19 protein-coding genes and 1 tRNA gene are annotated in these 19003 nt (G+C 63.0%); 11 read left to right on the top strand and 9 right to left on the bottom strand.

Annotated elements, in window-relative coordinates; genetic code table 11:
- Positions 1-5: 5 nt before the first annotated feature.
- The gene (locus HGK27_RS20475) at positions 6-1148 is read right to left on the bottom strand and encodes an aminotransferase class V-fold PLP-dependent enzyme (RefSeq protein WP_206244686.1); all 1143 of its coding nucleotides are present in this window, start codon (positions 1146-1148) and stop codon (positions 6-8) included.
- Between the two features lie 173 nt (positions 1149-1321).
- Here HGK27_RS20475 and HGK27_RS20480 point away from each other — a divergent pair, with 173 nt between their 5' ends.
- Positions 1322-1786 (top strand): Lrp/AsnC family transcriptional regulator, encoded by a 465-nt coding sequence (locus HGK27_RS20480; protein WP_206244687.1) that lies wholly within the window; start codon positions 1322-1324, stop codon positions 1784-1786.
- A gap of 68 nt (positions 1787-1854) precedes the next feature.
- On the opposite strand, the gene HGK27_RS20485 is transcribed toward HGK27_RS20480, so the two are convergent.
- Positions 1855-3780, bottom strand: a complete 1926-nt coding sequence (locus HGK27_RS20485) for a S9 family peptidase (protein ID WP_206244688.1) — start codon at positions 3778-3780, stop codon at positions 1855-1857.
- Positions 3781-4050: 270 nt separating this feature from the next.
- Between HGK27_RS20485 and HGK27_RS20490 the strand changes: the two genes are divergently transcribed.
- Complete coding sequence (locus tag HGK27_RS20490; RefSeq protein ID WP_206244689.1) at positions 4051-4359, top strand: DinB/UmuC family translesion DNA polymerase; 309 nt, start codon at positions 4051-4053, stop codon at positions 4357-4359.
- 108 nt (positions 4360-4467) lie between these two features.
- Here the strand turns inward: HGK27_RS20490 and HGK27_RS20495 are convergent, their stop codons facing one another.
- From HGK27_RS20495 to HGK27_RS20505, 3 genes are all read right to left on the bottom strand, one after another.
- Positions 4468-5043, bottom strand: coding sequence for a hypothetical protein (locus tag HGK27_RS20495; protein WP_206244690.1), 576 nt, complete (start codon positions 5041-5043; stop codon positions 4468-4470).
- 533 nt (positions 5044-5576) lie between these two features.
- A complete protein-coding gene (locus HGK27_RS20500) occupies positions 5577-5825 on the bottom strand; it encodes a helix-turn-helix domain-containing protein (protein ID WP_241127676.1) in 249 nt (82 codons plus the stop codon).
- Between the two features lie 850 nt (positions 5826-6675).
- A tRNA-Ser gene (locus HGK27_RS20505) sits at positions 6676-6747 on the bottom strand.
- Positions 6748-6837: 90 nt separating this feature from the next.
- Here HGK27_RS20505 and HGK27_RS20510 point away from each other — a divergent pair.
- Positions 6838-7356 carry an SRPBCC family protein gene (locus HGK27_RS20510; RefSeq protein WP_206244691.1) on the top strand — a complete coding sequence of 173 codons (519 nt, stop codon included), beginning with the start codon at positions 6838-6840 and terminating at the stop codon, positions 7354-7356.
- Positions 7357-7416: 60 nt separating this feature from the next.
- Here the strand turns inward: HGK27_RS20510 and HGK27_RS20515 are convergent, their stop codons facing one another.
- Positions 7417-8088, bottom strand: coding sequence for a GntR family transcriptional regulator (locus HGK27_RS20515; RefSeq protein ID WP_206244692.1), 672 nt, complete (start codon positions 8086-8088; stop codon positions 7417-7419).
- Between the two features lie 102 nt (positions 8089-8190).
- Here HGK27_RS20515 and HGK27_RS20520 point away from each other — a divergent pair, with 102 nt between their 5' ends.
- Genes HGK27_RS20520 through HGK27_RS20540 form a run of 5 tightly spaced genes read left to right on the top strand, consistent with a single transcriptional unit; the run spans position 8191 to position 13034 of the window.
- On the top strand, positions 8191-8787 hold the full coding sequence (locus HGK27_RS20520; RefSeq protein WP_206244693.1) for an amino acid synthesis family protein: 597 nt from the start codon (positions 8191-8193) through the stop codon (positions 8785-8787).
- Positions 8787-9620 (top strand): alpha/beta fold hydrolase, encoded by an 834-nt coding sequence (locus HGK27_RS20525; RefSeq protein WP_407674703.1) that lies wholly within the window; start codon positions 8787-8789, stop codon positions 9618-9620. The genes HGK27_RS20520 and HGK27_RS20525 overlap by 1 nt, the downstream gene beginning before the upstream one ends.
- The gene (locus tag HGK27_RS20530) at positions 9617-11095 is read left to right on the top strand and encodes an aldehyde dehydrogenase (protein ID WP_206244695.1); all 1479 of its coding nucleotides are present in this window, start codon (positions 9617-9619) and stop codon (positions 11093-11095) included. Before HGK27_RS20525 ends, HGK27_RS20530 begins: the two co-directional genes overlap by 4 nt.
- Positions 11096-11100: 5 nt before the next feature.
- Positions 11101-11598 carry a flavin reductase family protein gene (locus HGK27_RS20535; protein WP_206244696.1) on the top strand — a complete coding sequence of 166 codons (498 nt, stop codon included), beginning with the start codon at positions 11101-11103 and terminating at the stop codon, positions 11596-11598.
- Positions 11595-13034 carry an NAD-dependent succinate-semialdehyde dehydrogenase gene (locus HGK27_RS20540; protein ID WP_206244697.1) on the top strand — a complete coding sequence of 480 codons (1440 nt, stop codon included), beginning with the start codon at positions 11595-11597 and terminating at the stop codon, positions 13032-13034. The genes HGK27_RS20535 and HGK27_RS20540 overlap by 4 nt, the downstream gene beginning before the upstream one ends.
- A 78-nt stretch (positions 13035-13112) precedes the next feature.
- Here the strand turns inward: HGK27_RS20540 and HGK27_RS20545 are convergent, their stop codons facing one another.
- The 3 genes from HGK27_RS20545 to HGK27_RS20555 are packed head-to-tail and all read right to left on the bottom strand — an operon-like array spanning position 13113 to position 14838.
- On the bottom strand, positions 13113-13511 hold the full coding sequence (locus tag HGK27_RS20545) for a carboxymuconolactone decarboxylase family protein (RefSeq protein WP_206244698.1): 399 nt from the start codon (positions 13509-13511) through the stop codon (positions 13113-13115).
- Positions 13508-13804 carry a DUF1330 domain-containing protein gene (locus tag HGK27_RS20550; RefSeq protein ID WP_206244699.1) on the bottom strand — a complete coding sequence of 99 codons (297 nt, stop codon included), beginning with the start codon at positions 13802-13804 and terminating at the stop codon, positions 13508-13510. The genes HGK27_RS20545 and HGK27_RS20550 overlap by 4 nt, the downstream gene beginning before the upstream one ends.
- Positions 13804-14838 carry an LLM class flavin-dependent oxidoreductase gene (locus HGK27_RS20555; protein ID WP_206244700.1) on the bottom strand — a complete coding sequence of 345 codons (1035 nt, stop codon included), beginning with the start codon at positions 14836-14838 and terminating at the stop codon, positions 13804-13806. Before HGK27_RS20555 ends, HGK27_RS20550 begins: the two co-directional genes overlap by 1 nt.
- Before the next feature lie 123 nt (positions 14839-14961).
- Here HGK27_RS20555 and HGK27_RS20560 point away from each other — a divergent pair, with 123 nt between their 5' ends.
- The 3 genes from HGK27_RS20560 to HGK27_RS20570 all read left to right on the top strand — a co-directional run bounded on the left by HGK27_RS20560 (position 14962) and on the right by HGK27_RS20570 (position 18990).
- Complete coding sequence (locus HGK27_RS20560) at positions 14962-16401, top strand: purine-cytosine permease family protein (protein ID WP_206244701.1); 1440 nt, start codon at positions 14962-14964, stop codon at positions 16399-16401.
- 28 nt (positions 16402-16429) lie between these two features.
- Entirely contained in the window at positions 16430-17584 is a 1155-nt protein-coding gene (ribB, locus tag HGK27_RS20565; protein WP_206244702.1) for a 3,4-dihydroxy-2-butanone-4-phosphate synthase, read from the top strand.
- Positions 17585-17658: 74 nt separating this feature from the next.
- Positions 17659-18990 (top strand): hypothetical protein, encoded by a 1332-nt coding sequence (locus HGK27_RS20570; RefSeq protein WP_241127677.1) that lies wholly within the window; start codon positions 17659-17661, stop codon positions 18988-18990.
- The last annotated feature ends 13 nt before the right edge of the window (positions 18991-19003 follow it).

Consider the following 19003-nt stretch of genomic DNA (forward strand, 5'->3'; position numbering starts at 1 on the left):
TCTCCTCAACCGCGCTTCGCCGAGCGCAGGCAATCGGCCACGCGATCGACATCCGCTTCGTCATTCCAGATGCCGAAGGAGAGGCGCAGGCGCGGCCCCCGTCGATCGAAACGGACGCCGTCCGCTTTCAGCGCAGCCTCGTGATGCTCGTCGAGGATAAGGCACAATGTGCCGCCGCGCTGGGCCAGAATGCCGGGATCGGCGAAGCCAAGGTCCATCCGGCCCAGCAACCTGCCGGAAAGATCAAGATTATGCGCGCGAATGGCAGCAACGCCGATCCCCGCCACAGTCCGCAAGCCAGCTGTCGCGATCACAAGAGGCGCCACAGAGGGCGTTCCTCCCCAGAGCCGCCGTGCATCGGGCGCGAAGGCGAAGTGATGGATATCCATCTCGAATGGGTTCGCGTGCGAAAACCACCCGCGCTCGACCGGCATGATGCGCTCGATCACCTCGGGCGAGATCCACGCGAAGCACGCGCCCGGCCCGCCGCTCAGCCATTTCACCGAGGTGCCGACAACCGCATCGGCATCCCATGCATCGACGCTGATCGGCAAGACACCCGCCGACTGGGCGATATCGACAATCGAGAAAACACCCCTGGCCTTCGCCATCGCCGTCAGTTCGGCAACCGGGCTGAGGATACCCGTGTTCGAGTGAACATGCATCATCACCACCACGGCAATGTCGGGATCGCCAAGGCGCCGCCAATTGGACAGGTCTGAAGGATCGCCTGTCACCAGCTCCATGCGGAAACCGAGGCGGGAAAGCCCCTCCACGGCATAGGCCACGGAGGGAAACGCGTGTTCGGAGATCAGGACGACATTGCGCCCCGGGCGGCATTCAAGGCCGCTGATGATCCGCGATATGGCGGCGGAGACGCCGGGTTGAGGGCACCATTGACGGGCCTCGCCGCCGAACAGATCGACCAGAGCGGATCGGAACGCGTCGACCGCCCCGAGCCATTGCGGCCATGCATCGCCGCCAGCGGTCTCCCAAGGGGCGAAGAACGCTTGCTCGGCGCTATCCCGGGCGGCGAGGGGCAGGCATCCGACACTATGGGCGATGAGGTAGGGCCCGCCCTCCGGCAGGTGAAACAGGCTTCGCGCGGATGGTGCAGCATGTTTGCCGCGGGTTTCTGGATCGGTCATGGCCTTGGCTCCCTCTGCGGGTATTCTAGGCATTCCGGTGGCGAATGTTGTCCTTTAAGCCGCCATGGCATCACGGTTATGCAGAACATTATTCCTCTTTATCGAAGCCTTCAGGAACGCTATCCACGTTGCGATACGGTCTGGCAGACATTTTGCGATTGAGAGGGGTTGAGGTGGACAGGTTCGATCGCGCCATTCTGGCCGAACTGGAACAGGATTCCCGTCAGAGTTTCGGGGCCGTGGCCGAAAAGGTCGGCCTATCGAAAACGCCGTGCTGGAACCGGGTGCAGGCGCTTGAACAGCAGGGCATCATCACAGGCTACCCTGCCGCCATCGATCCCTATGCCATTGGCCTCAAACTCAGTGCCTTTGTTGAGGTCTCCGTCGAGTTTGCGCAGCATCCGGCTTTCGAAGCGGCCATCATGGACCATCCCGCCGTCCTCAATTGCTACACGACGGCAGGCGACGGCGATTATCTGCTGCATGTCGTCACCAGCGACGTGGAAGCGCTGGACGGATTGCTGCGCGGAAACCTCAGCCGCCTGCCCGGTGTGCAGCGCTTTGCCACGACCATCTGCATGAAGACGATCAAACGCGGTGCGCCCTTGATGGCAGCGGCAAGATTGGGGGAGCCGTAAGGCAGGCCTTTTTCGTCGAGCGCGCACGAAGCGCGCCCGACGTGATCAGAGGAAAACAGGCCGCATCTTCAGGGTTTGCCGACTCCAAGATAAGTGTCGAACCAGGCGACGGTGCGGGCGGCGGCATCCTTGACATGGGCAGGCTGACGCAGCCGATGACCTTCGTCCGGGTAGATGACCAGGCTGGTCGGCACGCCCAGATCGTGAAGCGCGTGCCAATATTCCACCGATTGCGTGGGCGGCACCTCAATGTCGCGTTCGCCCACATAGATGAAGGTGGGGGTCTTCGCCTGCTTGATGAAGTCTATGGCCGAAGCGGCGCGATAGGCTGCAGGATCATCATACATGGTCTTGCCGAAGAAGGGCAGCATCCACTGGTCGATGCCATTGGTGCCGTAATAGCTGATCCAGTTCGACAGACCTGCGGCAGCGACGATGGCCTTGAAACGGTTGGTCTGCGTGTTGGCCCACATCGACATGAAGCCGCCATAGCTGCCGCCGGTCAGGCCAAGGCGACTGTCGTCAACGGGCGCAATCTTCTCCACCGCGTCGATGCCGGTCAGGATGTCGCGCAGGTCGCCGCCGCCGAAATCGCGCCTGTTGGCGGCGGTGAAGGCCTCGCCCTGCCCATAGGAGCCGCGAGGGTTGGGGTAAAAGATGTAATAACCCTTGGCCAACAGATCGGCCACGGTGCCCTTTTGCACATAGCGCGGTTCATTGGCCGCCGCCGGGCCGCCGTGAACGATCGTCACCATCGGCGCCTTGGCCGCGTTTTCGGCGGTGAGCGGCGCCAGGACCCAGCCCTGCACGGTGAAACCATCGTTGGTCCATGTCACGCTGCGCGCGCGGGTGACAGCGGGAAGACTGTCATTGTCATGGGTGAGAAGGCGCGGCGCCGTGGCGGTGCCCGCCAGGATGGCGGGGCCATGGGTGAAATCCTGCTGCACGCTGGCCACACGTGTGCCATCGGCCGACCAGACCGCACGGCCATCGCCCGCGCCAAGGCTGACAGGAGCATTCCACAAGACCCGCGCGGGACCACTCGCGCCCCAGGACACCAGCTGAGCGCTGTCACCGGCAAGGCGGGTGCCGCGCAAACCGCCCATGGTCCAGTCGAGCGAATTGACGGTGGCCTTATCGCCCGCCGTGCGGTTGACAGGCGTGCCGCCGGCCAGCGCCACGGTCCAGACATCGCCGCCGATCGAGCCGAAATCGCTCATCACGCCGCCGATGAAGGCCACGGTTTTGCCATCCGGCGAGACCCGGGGCATGTTGATCTGGGTGGTGGGCTTGGCGATGGTGCGCTGCGCGCCGGTTGCGGCATCCACCGCGTCCAGCGTGGCCACCCACCAGTTGTTGTCACCATTGCCCACCGCGCTGGTAACAACAAGGCTGCGCCCGTCCGGCGCCCAGTCATACTCATAGATGTAGCGGTCGGCGGGGGTCAGCGGCTTGACATCGGCGCTGGAAAGCGTGGCATTGCGGTCGAAAAGGGCCAGGCGCTGTTCGTCGCTCTTGTCCCCGATCTCGCCCACTTGCCGGGCTCCGGCCTGCGTCGCGCCGGTTTCCTTCGATGCGCCGATGGTCACCAGCAGAGCCACGCGCTTGCCATCGGGCGAGAAGCGGGGCGTAGCGGCCAGCCCGGCAATGGTGGCCAATGTGCGGAGTTGGCCATCCTGCGCCAGCATCAGGCTGGAGATGCCCTTCGCCCGGTCACGCGCAACAAAGGCCAGCGCGCCATCCATCGAGAAGCCGAGGCCTGCATAGGTGCAGGTGCCGCATGGGTCGAGCGTGGTCAGCACATGGCCATCAGCCGCAGCACGCAGGACGATGGCGGAGTGATCCTTACCGGCCGGTTCCACAGCGGCCAGCCGATCGCCTTTCGGCGCGAGAGCCAGCGCATCGTAAGTGTGAATGTGTTCCGAGGCCGTTTGAGACAAGGCAGGAGAGGCCAGCATGGTGGCGGCCAGAAGCACGCAGGCGGGAAGGCGCATGAGGCAGGAAACTCCGTAAAGCGATTGGCAAAGGGCTAGGGCGGGCAGCCAAGGATCGCAACCCTGCCGGCAAAGACCGACCTGCCGTTACCATGGCCTGAGTTTGCGTGGGCGCAATGCATATTGCATGCAATTGCGGGGCTCGCCGTCAGTTTTGACAAGCGATCCCGGTAATACAGGCATGAACGCCCCGCCAGACGGTTTCGGCTGGACGCTGTTGCGGGCATTTCGCGATAGCGCGGGCCTCCTGCTCAACCCACTGCCGTTTCAGTGCCTGCACAACAAAGGAGCCTTCGGGCGCACCGCCACCGTCAAGCCAAGTTCAAGGAGTTTCGGATCATCACACTCAGCCGCAGCGACACTGGCAGCATCACCAACAAAGCTTTGCTGCTCCAGACCAGCCTCGATCTGGTTCGCTCGATCTTCCCTCCTGAAATGGGTATCCGGCTGGTTGGCGTCACCGTGTCGAATTTCGGGATGCCAGCCTTTGATGGCGAACCGCCACTCCCCCTTTTCCTGTGGAACAGCGTAACCTGGCAACCGCAACGCAGGTCCCTGCTTGAGCAAGCGGTCCGGTAGCCCAGACATGCCGCTACACGATGGGCACGTACATGTCTGGCTCGGCCAACACATGATCCACTTGGGCGCCGTCATGGTCGAAGCCAAGGATTTCTTTCAGGTGGCTCTCTACAGATCGAGACCGAATGAATAGCCAAGATCGACCGGCGCCGGTCGTTGGGGCGGGTCAGAGGGGATCAGCACAAACTCGAATGCCGGCTCATCCAGGGCAGATCCGTTCCCATTGTCTGCAGCGATCCAGCCTGCGCGAACTTCAACCTGATACCAACCGTTCTCAATCTCGATAATCGGTCGGTTGGGCTCGGAATATTTCGCAAGGAGCTTCTCTACGGTTTCTCCCGTAAAATTATGGAGAGCCCGCCAAGTAAAGAGCGCCAGAGATCGGTTTTCAACACGCAAATAATAGCCCACGCGGCGATGCTGCAGCCTGCATGTCGATTCCGTTAACCGGGGGGCGCTCGGAGCGAGCGTGAATATGATGGTATAGGGGAAATTGTCGAGGCCGGGGACCGGGAGCACGAAGCCTTCATGGACGGCACGATCACCGGAATCACTCGTGACAAATTCCTGACCGAGATCGTCGGGAAGTGCGTTTTCTTCCTTGAAGCGGAGCAACGCGCGAAGGTCTGCAACGAGAAAATAATCGATGAGGTCGTTGAGGACTTCCGAAAATTCATAGCGCATCGTCGTATCCTGCCGCTGCGCGGGATCTCGATGTCCGCAACCGGGTTGAGGCGAAGGCGGGTGATCCAATCGATGGATCGGCGCCTGATCCTGATGTGATCGGCAATCCCGCCGCGAAAAGCAACCCGTCTTCATTGCCGTCAATCAGAGCCTATCCCTCTGAGAGGCATGACCCGCTCTGCCGCTGGCTAGGCGCGTAACCTGAACCAACGGAACTGCCCTCAGGCAAGCTGAATGAGGGGCGGCCAAGCCCCCTTACTTGATCCGAAGCTGCCCTCCCGGACCCAACATCGCTTCTTTCTCTTCCACCAGCACATCATCGATTGCCGGCGAAAGTCGATCAAGCTGTCGGCCTTCCTGCGTTCAGACATGGATCGTATAGGAGTATCTCGGTATTCGACGGATTCAAAGGCAAGGCACCGCATCACAGGTGCGAATACTGCAAAGCTCCTGGGCGTTTGCGCCACACAGGGCACGGTGTCGAAAAGAGCCCAAACAACCGATAGGTCATTCCATGAGCGCGTCCGTCGCGCTCAAACGGCGGGGGCCACCGGGTTGACGCTGATGGCTCCGTAGAAGAGCCCACAGGCGACCATATGAGCGCTGTTCTTCGCGCGCAGCTTCAAACGCATGTTTTCAATATATCGCTCTACGGTGCGGGGCGCCAGGCTGACATGCCTCGCAATTTCCTTGGCAGACAGTCCCAAGGCGACAAATCCAAGGATTTCACATTCCCGTACCGTCAAGCGCGGCTGCACATCCACCAACTGGGATATTATCACTCAAGGCCTCCCTGTCTTAATTCAGTCAAGATCACATATATTTTCCATACATTTTACATTACACCTTGATACAATGAGTCTTAACTCGATTCTCCCAAATAATATCCTTCATCTTCCATATAAAATTCAACACCCCATCGCCTTTTCGCAACCTCAACTCATCGCTAAATCACTCAATATCATGATATTAAATAACTTTACCTCTCCAACAACTATCCATAATTTCAATTCACGCCACCTGACTTTTGGGGAATCGCCCCACATCTTCGTGTAAAACATATGTCTGGAGCGTGTGCCGCACAGGCCTCAAGCCATTGGCGTTTGCCGATATTGTCCGTCACCTCGGCCAGCCGCGTTGGCCAAAGCTCCAGCGCATCGACCAGCGAGGGTGGTGCAATTGCTTCCACTACCCCTGTGTCAAATCGGGACATCCGCGTGCGCCTCTGAGCGGCCGCATAGCCAGCACTAGATATCGATTGCATCTTCGTTATAATATAACGACGCCTGAGTTCGCGGCATGGACCTTCTGTCTCCCCGACTCAGGCGGTGTGCATCCGGGTCGGGTCGCATTCGCCCGGATGCACAGCCTTTCACGAAAAGACCGCACTTCCCTCCGCGCCTTTTCGGCTGTCAGAGACACGGGTCTGTAAGCAGTCGGCCGCCGGATCATGGCATCAGCAACTCACAAGAACCATCAAAGAGGCTTACACCGCCTTGGTCCGGGATGATGCCCAGCCGAGGTGAACGGTCAGGGCGAGCGCTGGGGATGCAATGCCCAGACCCGCGATTGGTCCTCACCCAAGCATGGATGACACGGGGAATTGGCCATCCACCTCCCCAGTCGTTCCATTGGCTGAGCCGGGAGAATTCGAACCTCCGTACGGCGGCACCCAAATCCGCGAATTCCCGACATCACAGATCATGATGGCGATGATCCTGATTCACGATTGGACTGATAATGCTCCAAGGCGCAGATCGCCGCCAATCCCGGCTCATCCCAAGGAACAAACCCATGAATGCGATCATCTGGCCAGAAGATTATACCCCTGGCTTTACAGATAATTTTTGCTCGAACGAAGTGATCGTGGCAGGGCTGACGGCAGCGCAGATCTGGCCCTATCTGGTCACTCCTACCGCTTGGCCCAGCTATTACGCCAACAGCGCCGATCCCGCCTTTCTCGATGGCACAGGTCCGCAATTGCAGGATGGCTCGCGCTTCTTCTTCAAGACTTTTGGCTTCCCCGTCGATGCGCGCTGCAACGAATATGTCGCCCCCGCTGAGGGCCATCCGGGCCGCGTCGCCTGGCATGGCTGGGCCGGAGACGAGGGCGCGACAGACCGTCTGGACGTACATCACGCCTGGCTGGTCGAGAACCTGGAGGGTGGCCGCGTCCGCATCCTCACGCAGGAAACCCAGAAGGGCGAGCCCGCGAAGGAACTGGCCAAGGCGAGCCCCAACCCGATGATCAACGGCCATCAGGACTGGCTGAACGGACTGATCCGCGCCGCTCGCGAAAACCTGCCGCTTTAGCCAAATGGCATGGGGGCAGCTTCGCCTGCCCTCGTTGAGCAGAGCAGCCGCCCCCTCGCCTTATGCTGAACCTTCGAGCATCTTGATCGCGATGGTTGCGGCTTCCTGCACATGCTGGCGGCAGGCGCTGCTGGCGGCGGTGGGATTGCGATCGGCAATGGCGGCCACGATCTTCGACAGGCGCTTGAGCCCCGCCGCCTGACGGCCCACAACAGAGAGCGTCATCGCCCGCATCTGGCTGATCCGCCCGTTCAGGCGCTGCACGATATCCCAGGCGATATCATGCTGGCCGGTCATGAAGATGATCTCGTAAAACCGCGTCGAGGCGCGCAGCGCGCCAATCGGATTGCGATCCTCATGCGCCTGACGGATCGCCTCCAAAGCGGCTTCCAACTGGCTGACCACCTCGGGCGTGGAGGCTTCGGCACAGGCCGCCGCCGCCGAGGATTCCAGCTGGCTGCGGATTTCATAGATCTGCTGCGCCTGCGCGGGCGAAATCGTCGCCAGACGGGGCCCCGAGGGCGCGTTTTCCACCAGCCCTTCGGATTCCAGATTGCGGATCACCTCGCGGATCACCGAGCGGCTGACGCCCAGACTTTCCGCCAGCGTGCGCTCCACCAAACGTTCGCCCGGAGCGATTCGCCCCTCCATCACCGCATCGCGCACACGGTCCAGCGCGATCAGCCGCAGCGTCTGCGGGCGGGTCTCAATTTTCTCTAGAGTCTCAACCATTTTAACTTTCGCCCTGTCTCAATTCTCTCTTTGACAGAAAGGGCGAACCCTGTCTATTGTCTTGGTATACCATCCGACAACATACATATCAGGAGGCGCGCCATGACGCTCAAGATTCGCAAGCTGGTCAGCTACATCGAGGACGTTCGCATCGAGGGCGGCAAGGAAGCCACCAAGCCCGTCACCACCGTTCTGCTGGCCGCCGTGGTCAAGAATCCCTGGGCCGGTCGCGGTTTCGTCGAGGACCTGCAGCCCGAGATCAAGGCGATTGCCTCTGATCTGGGCGCGCTGATGGTGGAGCGCCTCTGCGCCCTGATCGGCGGCGCCGACAAGATCGAGGCCTATGGCAAGGCCGCCGTTGTGGGCGGCGCGGGCGAGATCGAGCATGCCTCGGCGCTGATCCACACGCTGCGCTTCGGCAACCACTATCGCGAGGCGGTGCAGGCCAAGTCCTACCTCAGCTTCACCAACAAGCGTGGTGGTCAGAACACCTCGATCCAGGTGCCGATGATGCACAAGGACGATGAGGGCGCTCGCTCGCACTACATCACCGGCGAATTCGCGATTTCCGACGCGCCGCTGGACGATGAAATCGTGATCGTGCTGGGCGCCGCCGATGGTGGCCGCGTGCATCCGCGCATCGGCAACCGCTATCTCGATCTGGAAGCCATCGCGGCGGAAAAGGCGGCGCAGGGCTGATCGTGGCAGCGTCTCTGCCCCCCCTGCCCGCGCGGGCCGCTTTCGACGACACCGGTGGTGATCTGCCGGTGGTCGTGCTGATCCATGGTGTGGGCCTGTCCCGCGCCATGTGGTCGGCGCAAATTGCCGCGCTGCGCCCGCATTATCGCGTGATCGCGGTGGATATGCTGGGCCATGGCGCCAGCCCCACCCCGCCCGCCGATGCCACGCTTGACGATTATGCCGCCCATGTGGCGGGCTTGCTCGATCTGGCGGGCGTGGAGAAGGCGGTGTTGATCGGCTTCTCGATGGGCGCGCTGGTCGCCCGCGCCTTCGCCTTCCTTTACCCGGATCGCCTGAACGCTCTGGTGCTGATGAACGGCGTCTTCGAGCGTGAACCCGATGTCCGCGCCAACATTCTGGCCCGTGTGGCCGAGGTGCAGGCCCATGGCCCCGGCGCCAATATGGACGCCGCCATCGAGCGCTGGTTCAGCCCTTCCTTCCGCGAAAGGAACGAGCCCTATCTCGCCGATCTGCGACAGGCTTTTGCCGCCAACGATCCGCAGGGCTATGAAACCTCCTATCGCCTTTTTGCCACGCAGGATGCCCTCGGCGCAGACCGCGTCGCCGGCATCGCCGTGCCCGTTCTGGTGACCACGGGCGAGTTCGATGTGGGCTCCACCCCGGCGATGTCATGGGCGCTGGCCCAGCGCATTCCGGGCGCGCGGCTGACCATCGTGCCGGGCGCCCGCCATATGATGCCGGTCGAAATGCCTGTAGAAACCAACGCCGTGCTAACCGATTTCCTGCACAGCCTCCAACAAGAGGCGCGCGCTTACGGAGAGTCCGAATGAGCCAGACCCATTTCAAGATGCTGATCGGAGGGCAGCAGGTCGATGCGCTCTCCGGGCGCACCTATGCCTCGCAGAACCCCGCCACGGGCGAGGCCTGGGCGATCCTGCCCGATGCCGACGCGCAGGATGCCGACCGCGCCGTGCGCGCCGCCCATGACGCTTTCCGCTCGTCCGCATGGCGGGGCCTGACCGCCACGGCACGCGGCAAGTTGCTGCGCAAGCTGGGCGATCTGGTCGCGCAGCACGGGCAGGAACTGGCCGAGCTGGAAACCCGCGACAATGGCAAGCTGATCCGCGAAACGCGCGGCCAGCTGGCCTATCTGCCCGAATTCTTCCACTATGCCGGCGGTCTGGCCGACAAGTTGGAAGGCAGCACCCTGCCCATCGACAAGGCGGACATGTTCGCCTTCACCGTGCCCGAGCCGCTGGGCGTGGTGGCCGCGATCATCCCGTGGAACAGCCCGCTGTACCTCACGGCGATCAAGCTGGCCCCGGCGCTGGCGGCAGGCAACACAATTGTGGTCAAGCCCTCCGAGCATGCCTCGGCCAGCATTCTGCGTTTTGCCGCGCTGGCCAAGGAAGCAGGCTTCCCCGATGGCGTCGTGAACGTCGTGACCGGCTTTGGCGCTGGTGCTGGCGCGGCGCTCACCAGCCATCCGCTGGTGCGCCGCGTGGCCTTTACCGGCGGGCCTTCCACAGCACGCCACGTCATCCGCGCCACGGCGGACAATTTCGCCAAGCTCTCGCTGGAACTGGGCGGCAAATCGGCCAACATCGTCTTTGACGACGCCGATCTGGAAGGTGCGGTCAATGGCGCGGTGGCGGGCGTCTATGCCGCCTCGGGCCAGAGCTGTGTAGCGGGCTCGCGCCTGCTGGTGCAGGCCGGGATCTATGACCGCTTCGTCGCGGCGCTGAAGGAGCGCATGGCGTGCATCGCCATCGGCGATCCGCTCGACCCGGCTTCGGACATGGGCCCCATGGCCACCGAGCAGCAGCTGGGCATCGTGGAGACCATGGTCGCCCGCGCCCGCGAACAGGGCGCCGAAGTTCTGGCTGGTGGCCAGCGCCCGGCAGGCCGCGAAGGCTGGTTCTACGAACCGACGCTGATCGCCGCCGAGACACTCACGCTGGACATCGTGCAGAACGAGGTCTTCGGGCCTGTTGCGGCGATCATGCGCTTCGAAACCGAGGCCGAGGCGCTCGAACTGGCGAACGGCACCGAATATGCTCTGGCCGCAGGCATCTGGACCCGCGACATGGCGCGCGGCCACCGTTTCGCCCGCGATGTTCATGCCGGGATCGTCTGGGTGAACACCTATCGCGCCGTCTCGGCCATGGCACCGATCGGCGGCTATGGCGCCAGCGGCTATGGCCGCGAGGGCGGCATTCACGCCGTGCTCGATTACACCGAGCTGAAGACTGTGTGGGTCAACCTGTCGGAACAGCCGATGGGCGATCCCTTTGTGATGCGGTGAGACCCATGACCAACCTGACAATCGACCCCGCCCAGTTCCGCCAAGCGATGGCCAGCTTCGCCTCGGGCGTCACCGTGGTGACGACCCAGGACGAGGACGGCCGCACGGTTGGCTTCACCGCCAGCGCCTTCAGCTCGCTTTCGATGGCCCCGCCGCTGGTGCTGGTGTGCCCCTCGCGCACTTCGGCGACCTATCCCCATCTGGTGCGCGGCGAGCGCTTTGCCATCCATATCCTCGCCGCCGGGCAGCAGGATGTGGCCATGGCCTTCGCCTCGAAGGGCGCGGACAAGGTGGCGGCGCTGGAGTTCTCGATCAGCGATCTGGGCAATCCGGTGCTGCCGGGCGCCACCGCCGTGATCGAATGCCGCCTGTGGAAGGAATATGACGGCGGCGATCACCTGATCATCGTGGGCGAGGTGCAGCGCATCGAGCAACAGGATGGCGCGGTGCTGCTCTACCATCGCGGCAAGATGAGCGACCACGGCGCGGAGGTGGTGGCATGAACATCACCACCCTCTCCCCCTTCCGCGACAAGTCCTATATCGATGGCGCTTGGATCGGCGGGGATGACACCACCGATGTGACCAACCCCGCCACGGGCACGGTGCTGGGCACGGTGCCTCATCTGGGCGCGGAAGCCACGCAGCAGGCCATCACGGCGGCTGAGACGGCTTTGGTGGAATGGCGCGCCCGCCCGGCGGCGGAACGCGCCGACATTCTGATCGCGTGGTACAATCTTATGCTGCGGGATCAGGAGGCGCTGGCGCAAATCCTCACCGCCGAGCAGGGCAAGCCTCTGGCCGAGGCGCGGGGCGAGATCCTCTATGCCGCCAGCTTTATCCGCTGGTTCGGCGAGGAAGCCCGCCGCATCGATGGCGAGGTGATCCAAGCCCCCCGCCGCGACCAGCGCATCATGGTCTGGCGCGAGCCGGTGGGCGTGGTGGCCGCCGTCACCCCTTGGAACTTCCCGGCGGCGATGATCACCCGCAAGGTCGGCCCGGCGCTGGCCGCCGGTTGCACGGTGATCCTCAAGCCCGCGCCGGAAACACCCTTCAGCGCTCTGGCGCTGGCCGCTCTGGCCGAGGAGGCGGGCGTGCCCGCTGGCGTGTTCAACGTGGTGACCGGTGATGCCGCCGCCATCGGTGGCGCGCTGATGGAAAGCCCCGTTGTGCGCAAGCTGACCTTCACCGGCTCCACCCCGGTGGGCAAGATGCTCTATGCACAGGGCGCGCCGACGCTGAAGAAGCTGTCGCTGGAATTGGGGGGCAATGCGCCTTTCATCGTCTTCGACGACGCCGATGTGGATGCGGCGGTCAAGGGCGCGATGCTGGGCAAGTTCCGCAATGCGGGCCAGACCTGCGTCTGCGTCAACCGCTTCCTGGTGCAGGACGGCATCCATGATCGCTTCGTGGAAGCGCTGCGCCAGCGGATCGGGGAACTGGTCGTGGGCGATGGCACGGCGGAGGGCACCACCACCGGTCCGCTCATCAACGAAAAGGCCGTAGTGAAGGTGGACGAGCATGTCGCTGATGCGGTGCGCCGTGGCGGCAAGCTGCTGGCAGGCGGCCAGCGCGCGCATGATCTGTTCTACCAGCCAACGCTGATCGCCGATGTGCCTGCCGATGCCATCGTGGCCAGCGAGGAAACCTTCGGTCCTCTGGCGGCGGTGATCCGCTTCAAGGACGAGGCCGAGGCAATCCGCATGGCCAATGACACCGAATTCGGTCTGGCGGCCTATGCCTACACCCGCGATATCGGGCGCGCCATGCGCGTGGCCGGGGCGCTGGAATATGGCATGGTCGGGCTTAACGAGGCAGCGATCTCCACCGAAGTCGCGCCCTTTGGCGGCATCAAGGCCTCGGGTCTGGGCCGTGAGGGTTCGCATCATGGCATCGAGGATTATCTCGAACTGAAATATGTGATGCTGGGCGGCCTCTGAACCGTCCCTCATAGGACAAAGGAAAGGGCGCCGGATCGTGATGATCCGGCGCCCTCTTCGTATCGACGTCAGGACCGATCAACCCTGAGCGTCGATCTCCGCAAACAGTTCGCGGGCCAGACGGAAGCTGTCCACGCCCGCCGGAATGCCGACATAACAGGCGATCTGCAGCAGGATCTCGCGGATCTCGTCGCGGCTGATGCCATTGTTCAGCGCGCCGCGCAGATGCGCCTTGAACTCATGCGGGCGGTTCAGCGCCGCCAGCATGCCAAGGTTCAGGATCGAGCGACTGCGGCGATCCAGACCGGGCCGGTTCCAGATATGGTCCCAGCAATATTCGGTGGTGAGCTGCTGCATCGCCCAGTTGAAATCGTCGGCATTGTCGACCGCTTTGTCGACATAGGCATCGCCCAGCACGGCGCGGCGGGTTTCCAGACCGCGCTCGAACTTTTCGCCGCGTTCGCGGGTGTCGCTCATGGTTCCAGTCCTTCCATCAGGATGATCTCCACCTCGGCCGCGCCCGCGCGCGCAGCACGGGCTTCCCGGTATTCGGGCGAGTCATAGCAGGCCAGCGCGGCCTCCATGCTCTCGAATTCGATCACCACATTGCGCTGGCGGGGCATGGGCCCCTCCAGCGCAACGGTGTGGCCGCCGCGCGAAAGAAGCCTGCCGCCATGCTGCGCAAAGGCTTTCGGCCCCAGCGCCATGTAACCGGCATAGGCTTCCGGGTCGGTCACATCGACCCGCGCGATCCAATAGGCCTTGGGCATTACGCGAAGGCCGGGAGGACGTGATCGATGAAAAGCTTCACCGAGTCGCGCTTCTCCTCGAAGGTCATCGCGCTGTCGACCCAGATGCTGTATTCATCGACGCCCATCGCCTCATAGGCCTTCAGGCGGGCGATGATCTCGTCCGGCTTGCCGATCATCACGCCCTGACGCAGCGCATCGGGGACGATATCGGCAAACTTCACCGGATCGAGCGGCGCGATGTCCTTGTGGAAGCCGTTGACCGGCGGCTTCTTGTTGCCCGCCCAGGCGCCGAAGGCACGGAAGAAATAGGAAATCGCCTCGGCGGGGCGCTTCCAGCCATCGTCGTCCTGATGCACGTAAGCATGCTGCAGGATCATCAGCTCGGGGCGCGGCACGTCGGGCGAGGCTTCGCAGGCCTCATCGAACTTGCGGACCAGATCCTTGACCTCGTCGTCGCCCTTGAACAGCGGCGTGGCCATCACGCTGCAGCCATTGGCCACAGCGAATTTGTGCGAATCGGGATCACGCGCAGCGATCCAGATGGTGGGATGCTCCTGCACCGGCTTGGGCACGCTGGTAGAAACCGGGAACTGCCAGATCTCGCCGTCATGGGCGTAATCGCCTTCCCACAGCTTGCGGATCACGGGGACCATCTCGCGCAGGTACTTGCCGCCGTCATTCGCCGAAACGCCGTTCAACATGCGATCGAATTCAAACTGATAGGCGCCGCGTGCCAGACCGATTTCGGCGCGACCACCGCTGATGACATCAAGCAAAGCCGCCTCGCCCGCCATGCGCAGCGGGTGCCAGAAGGGGGCGATGAAGGTGCCCGCGCCAAGGCGGATCTTCTTGGTGCGCTGCGCGACAGCGGCCAGCAGGGGAATCGGATTGGGCGAGATGGTGTATTCCATCGAGTGATGCTCACCGATCCACACTTTGTGCAGACCGCCCTCTTCGGCCAGATCGCACAGGGCCAGCAGCTCGTCGAACAGCTGCGCATGCGAGACCGTCTCGTCGTAGCGCTCCATATGCAGGAAGAGCGAGAACTTCATCTTTCATCCTTTCCATGCGGCTCCGACAGGCGGAGGCAAATTTTTCTCTTGCGGCGACCCATAACAGACAATACCGTCCGATGGTATACCAAAACTAAGCCTGGATAAGAGGATTCGCGAGGCATGGCAAGCAAGACCGATAGGACCGGTGAAGGCACAGGCGATGGCGGCAGCGTCATCGAGGAAAACAGCATCGGCTTCGTCCCCCTTGCCGCGCGGCATGGCAAGGTGCGCGACCTGTTTACGCTGTGGTTCACCACCAACATCGCGCCGCTGCCGGTGGTGACGGGCGCGATGGCGGTACAGGTCTATCACCTTCCGCTGCTTTCGGGGATCGTGGCTATCGTGCTGGGACATCTGGTGGGCGCGCTGGTGCTGGGCGCCTGCTCGGCGCAGGGCCCGCAGATGGGTCTGGCTCAGATGATCCAGAGCCGTGGCCAGTTCGGGCGCTATGGCGCGCTGCTGGTGGTGGTGTTTGCCACGCTGCTCTATGTCGGCTTCTTCACCTCCAACATCGTGCTGGCGGCCAAATCGGTGCATGCGCTGGCCCCCGCGGTCGGCCTGCCGGTGGGCGCGATCATCTGCGCGCTGGCCGCTGCCGGGATCGGCCTGCTGGGTTACAATGTGATCCACTGGCTCAACCGCGTGGGCATGTGGTTCATGAGCGCGGGCGTGATCTTCGCCGCTTTCGAACTGCTGCGCAACATGCCTGCAGGCGTCTGGACTTCGGGCAATGCCTCGATGATCGGCCTGCTCTCGATGTTCTCCCTGGCTGCGGTCTGGCACATCTCCTACGCCTGCTACACCTCGGATTATTCGCGCTATCTGCCACCGAGTGTTGGCATTCGCGGGCCGTTTCTCGCCAGCTTCGGCGGGGCCGCGCTGGGTGCTGCCGCCTCCTTCACGCTGGGCGCCATCGCCGTGGCCGGCGCGCCCGAAACGGCCGATCCGCTCGGCATGGTCAGCGGCGCGGCGGGCGCTCTGGGCCCGGTGCTGATGCTGCTCTTCGTGCTCAACATCGTCAGCCATAATGCGCTCAACATCTATGGCGCGGTGCTGTCGCTGATCACCATGGCGCAGACCTTCGCAGTCTCGTGGATGCCGGGACGCAAGGCGCGAGTCGTGATGTCGGCGCTGGTGCTGGCCGGGTGCCTCACCGTCGCCACCCTGTCGGCGACCACCTTCGTGCCGCGCTTCATCACCTTCGTGATCGGGCTGATGGTGGTGCTGGCGCCCTGGGCGACGATCAACATCGTCGACTTCTACCTGATTCGCCGTGGCCATTATGACATCGACTCCTTCTTCGAGGCCGATGGCGGCATCTATGGCCTGCTCGATGCGCCTGCCGCCATCGCCTATGTCGCGGGCATTGCGGTGCAGATCCCCTTTCTCTCCAGCTCGCTCTACACCGGCCCGCTGGCCGTTGCGCTGGGCGGGTTGGACATCGGCTGGCTGGTGGCCCCCATCGTCACCGGCGGCCTCTATCTGGCGCTGGGCCGCAACCGCAAGGCGGCCAAGCCCCGCGCGGCAACCCTGATCCCGGCCCGCGCCGAAACGCGCTGAAGCCCATAACCCTTCGGAGATCGCTCTCATGTCCCCTCAGACCTCGCCCGTCACGCTGGTGCGCGAACGCCCCGCCTTCCTTTCCTCGCCCGAGGAGATCATCGATGACGCCCGCAACGGCCGGATGTTCATTCTGGTCGATGACGAGGACCGCGAGAATGAGGGCGATCTCATCATCCCGGCCCAGATGGCCACGCCCGATGCCATCAACTTCATGGCGACTCACGGCAAGGGGCTGATCTGCCTCGCCATGGCCAAGAGCCGCATCGACCAGTTGGGCCTGCGCCCGATGGTGGAAACCAACGGGACGCGCCATGGCACGGCCTTCACCGCCTCGATCGAGGCGCGGATCGGCGTCAGCACCGGCATTTCTGCGGCGGATCGTGCCCGCACCGTGGCGGTGGCCATCAACGCCATCAATGGCCCGGAAGAGATCGTCTCGCCCGGCCATGTCTTCCCGCTGGCCGCGCGTGAGGGCGGCGTGCTGGTCCGCGCCGGCCATACCGAGGCGGCGGTGGATGTGGCGCGTCTGGCAGGGCTCAACCCCTCCGGCGTGATCTGCGAGATCATGAAGGAGGACGGGACCATGGCCCGTCTGGACGATCTATCCGCCTTCGCCCAGCTGCACGGCATGAAGATCGGCACGATCCGCGACCTGATCGCCTATCGCCGTCGCCATGACCATATCGTGGAAAAGCGCGCCGAAGCCAGCTTCCACAGCCGCTGGGGGGGCGAGTGGAAAGCCCTGACCTTCGCCAACCGCGCCACCGGCACCGAGCAGATCGCGCTGGTGAAGGGCAAGATCGACCCTGCCAAACCCACCCTCGTGCGCATGCATGCCATCTCCGCCTTCACCGACATTTTCGGCGGCGATGGCGCGGGGCTGGGCGTGCTGGAACAGTCGATGCGGATGATCGGCGAGGAAGGCTGCGGCGTGGTCATCGGCATCAACAGCCAGCGTGACGATCGCTACACCATGGCGCTGAAGGCGCGTTCGGGTCAGCTTTCGCCCTCGGATATGGATGAATTGCGCGACTATGGCGTGGGCGCGATGATCCTGACCGAGCTGGGCGTGGAGCAGATGGTGCTGCTGACCAACACCCATCGCACGCTGGTGGCGCTGTCAGGCTATGGCCTGTCGGTGGTCGGCGAGCGGCGGATTCCGGTGACCGACGCGCCCTGAGCGCGTCAGCCACCGCACAACCTCAATCAGAACAGAAGGGGCGCGGCCACGCTTGGCCGCGCGGGAGAGAGACTATGCTGACGGCAATCACCTTGCTGGCCGCGCTTGCGGCTGCGCCTGCCACACCCGTTGCGGCAACGCCCGCGCCAGACACGAGCGACACCATCACCACACCCGTCGCTCCGGCAGAAACGGCGACGCAGAAAGACGTAGCGGCTCTGCCGGAGGCGCCTGTCGCACCGGGTGCAGCCACAGACTCGACGCAAAAAGCGAAGCTGAAATTCGGCGTCGGCATTCGTGGTCGCTATGATCTGCGCTTCAACGATGTGGGCGGCAATGGGCAGCGCCGCACCTCCAGCCATCTCTCTTTCGACACGCTGGCGCTGACGGCGGATTACGATTCCGAGCACTTTTTTGGCGCGGCGCAATACCGCTTCTACGGCGGCAGCTTTATCTATGGCAAAGCCTCGGGCTATCAGAACTATCCCGGCGAGGTGAACTATCTGATGTATGGCTATGCCGGTGCGAAATTGTCCAAAAAGGACACCGTCACCGTCGGTGTGCAGGCCGTGCCCTTTGACGAGCAATATTGGGGATCTTCGCTGCTCGATGATCTCGGCTTCGTGCTGGGCATGGAGGAAACTTACGATCTTGGTGTGAAATATGCCCATAAGGGTGATCGCCAACAGTTCCAGCTGGGCTTCTTCCCCTCCAGTGGGCCCGATGGCATGGGTATCAGTCTGGATGGATCGCGCTATTCCACCAACATCGCGCGCGCGGACTCCTATGTCCCCAACGGCAGTCAGAATGACGAACGCAACATGGTGATCGGCAGTGCGCGCACCACGCTGATCAATCCCGCTGGCAAGGGCGGCTTCAAGCTGGACGCGATGGGATCAGCCTGGATCTCCACGATCCACAATTACGAGACCAATCGGAATGGCAGCAAACATCTCTTCGCCGCCAGCCTGATCGCCACCAAAGGCGCCTGGCACGCCAAGACACTGGTGGCCCGGCAGGATATCAATCCCCGTAATCCGGGGCGCAATGATATGATCACCGTGGGGGGCTTCGATGCTTCCTACAACATCGCCACCCACGGCACCTATGTCTTCGCCGAGATCGGGCGCGATATCGATACGGGCAAGTTTCCACTGAATGTCGAGCCTTATCTGAATTATGGCAAGTTCATCAAGGATGCCGCTGGCTTTCAGGACAGTGAGCGTTTCGATCTGGGGGCGGTGTGGACCTCCAAGCACAGCAAGCATGTGAAGGTCTTTTCCGAATTGCTGATCGGTCGCAACGATCCTTATGTCGGGGCCGGGCAGTTCATCTCGGGCGGGGCTCAGGGGGGCGACAATCGCTACAAAGTGTCTTTCATGCTGGTGGCCGGTTACTATTTTTAAGGCCTTGCCTTCC

The organism is Novosphingobium terrae (assembly GCF_017163935.1).
In the GTDB taxonomy this organism is placed as follows: Bacteria; Pseudomonadota; Alphaproteobacteria; order Sphingomonadales; family Sphingomonadaceae; genus Novosphingobium; species Novosphingobium terrae.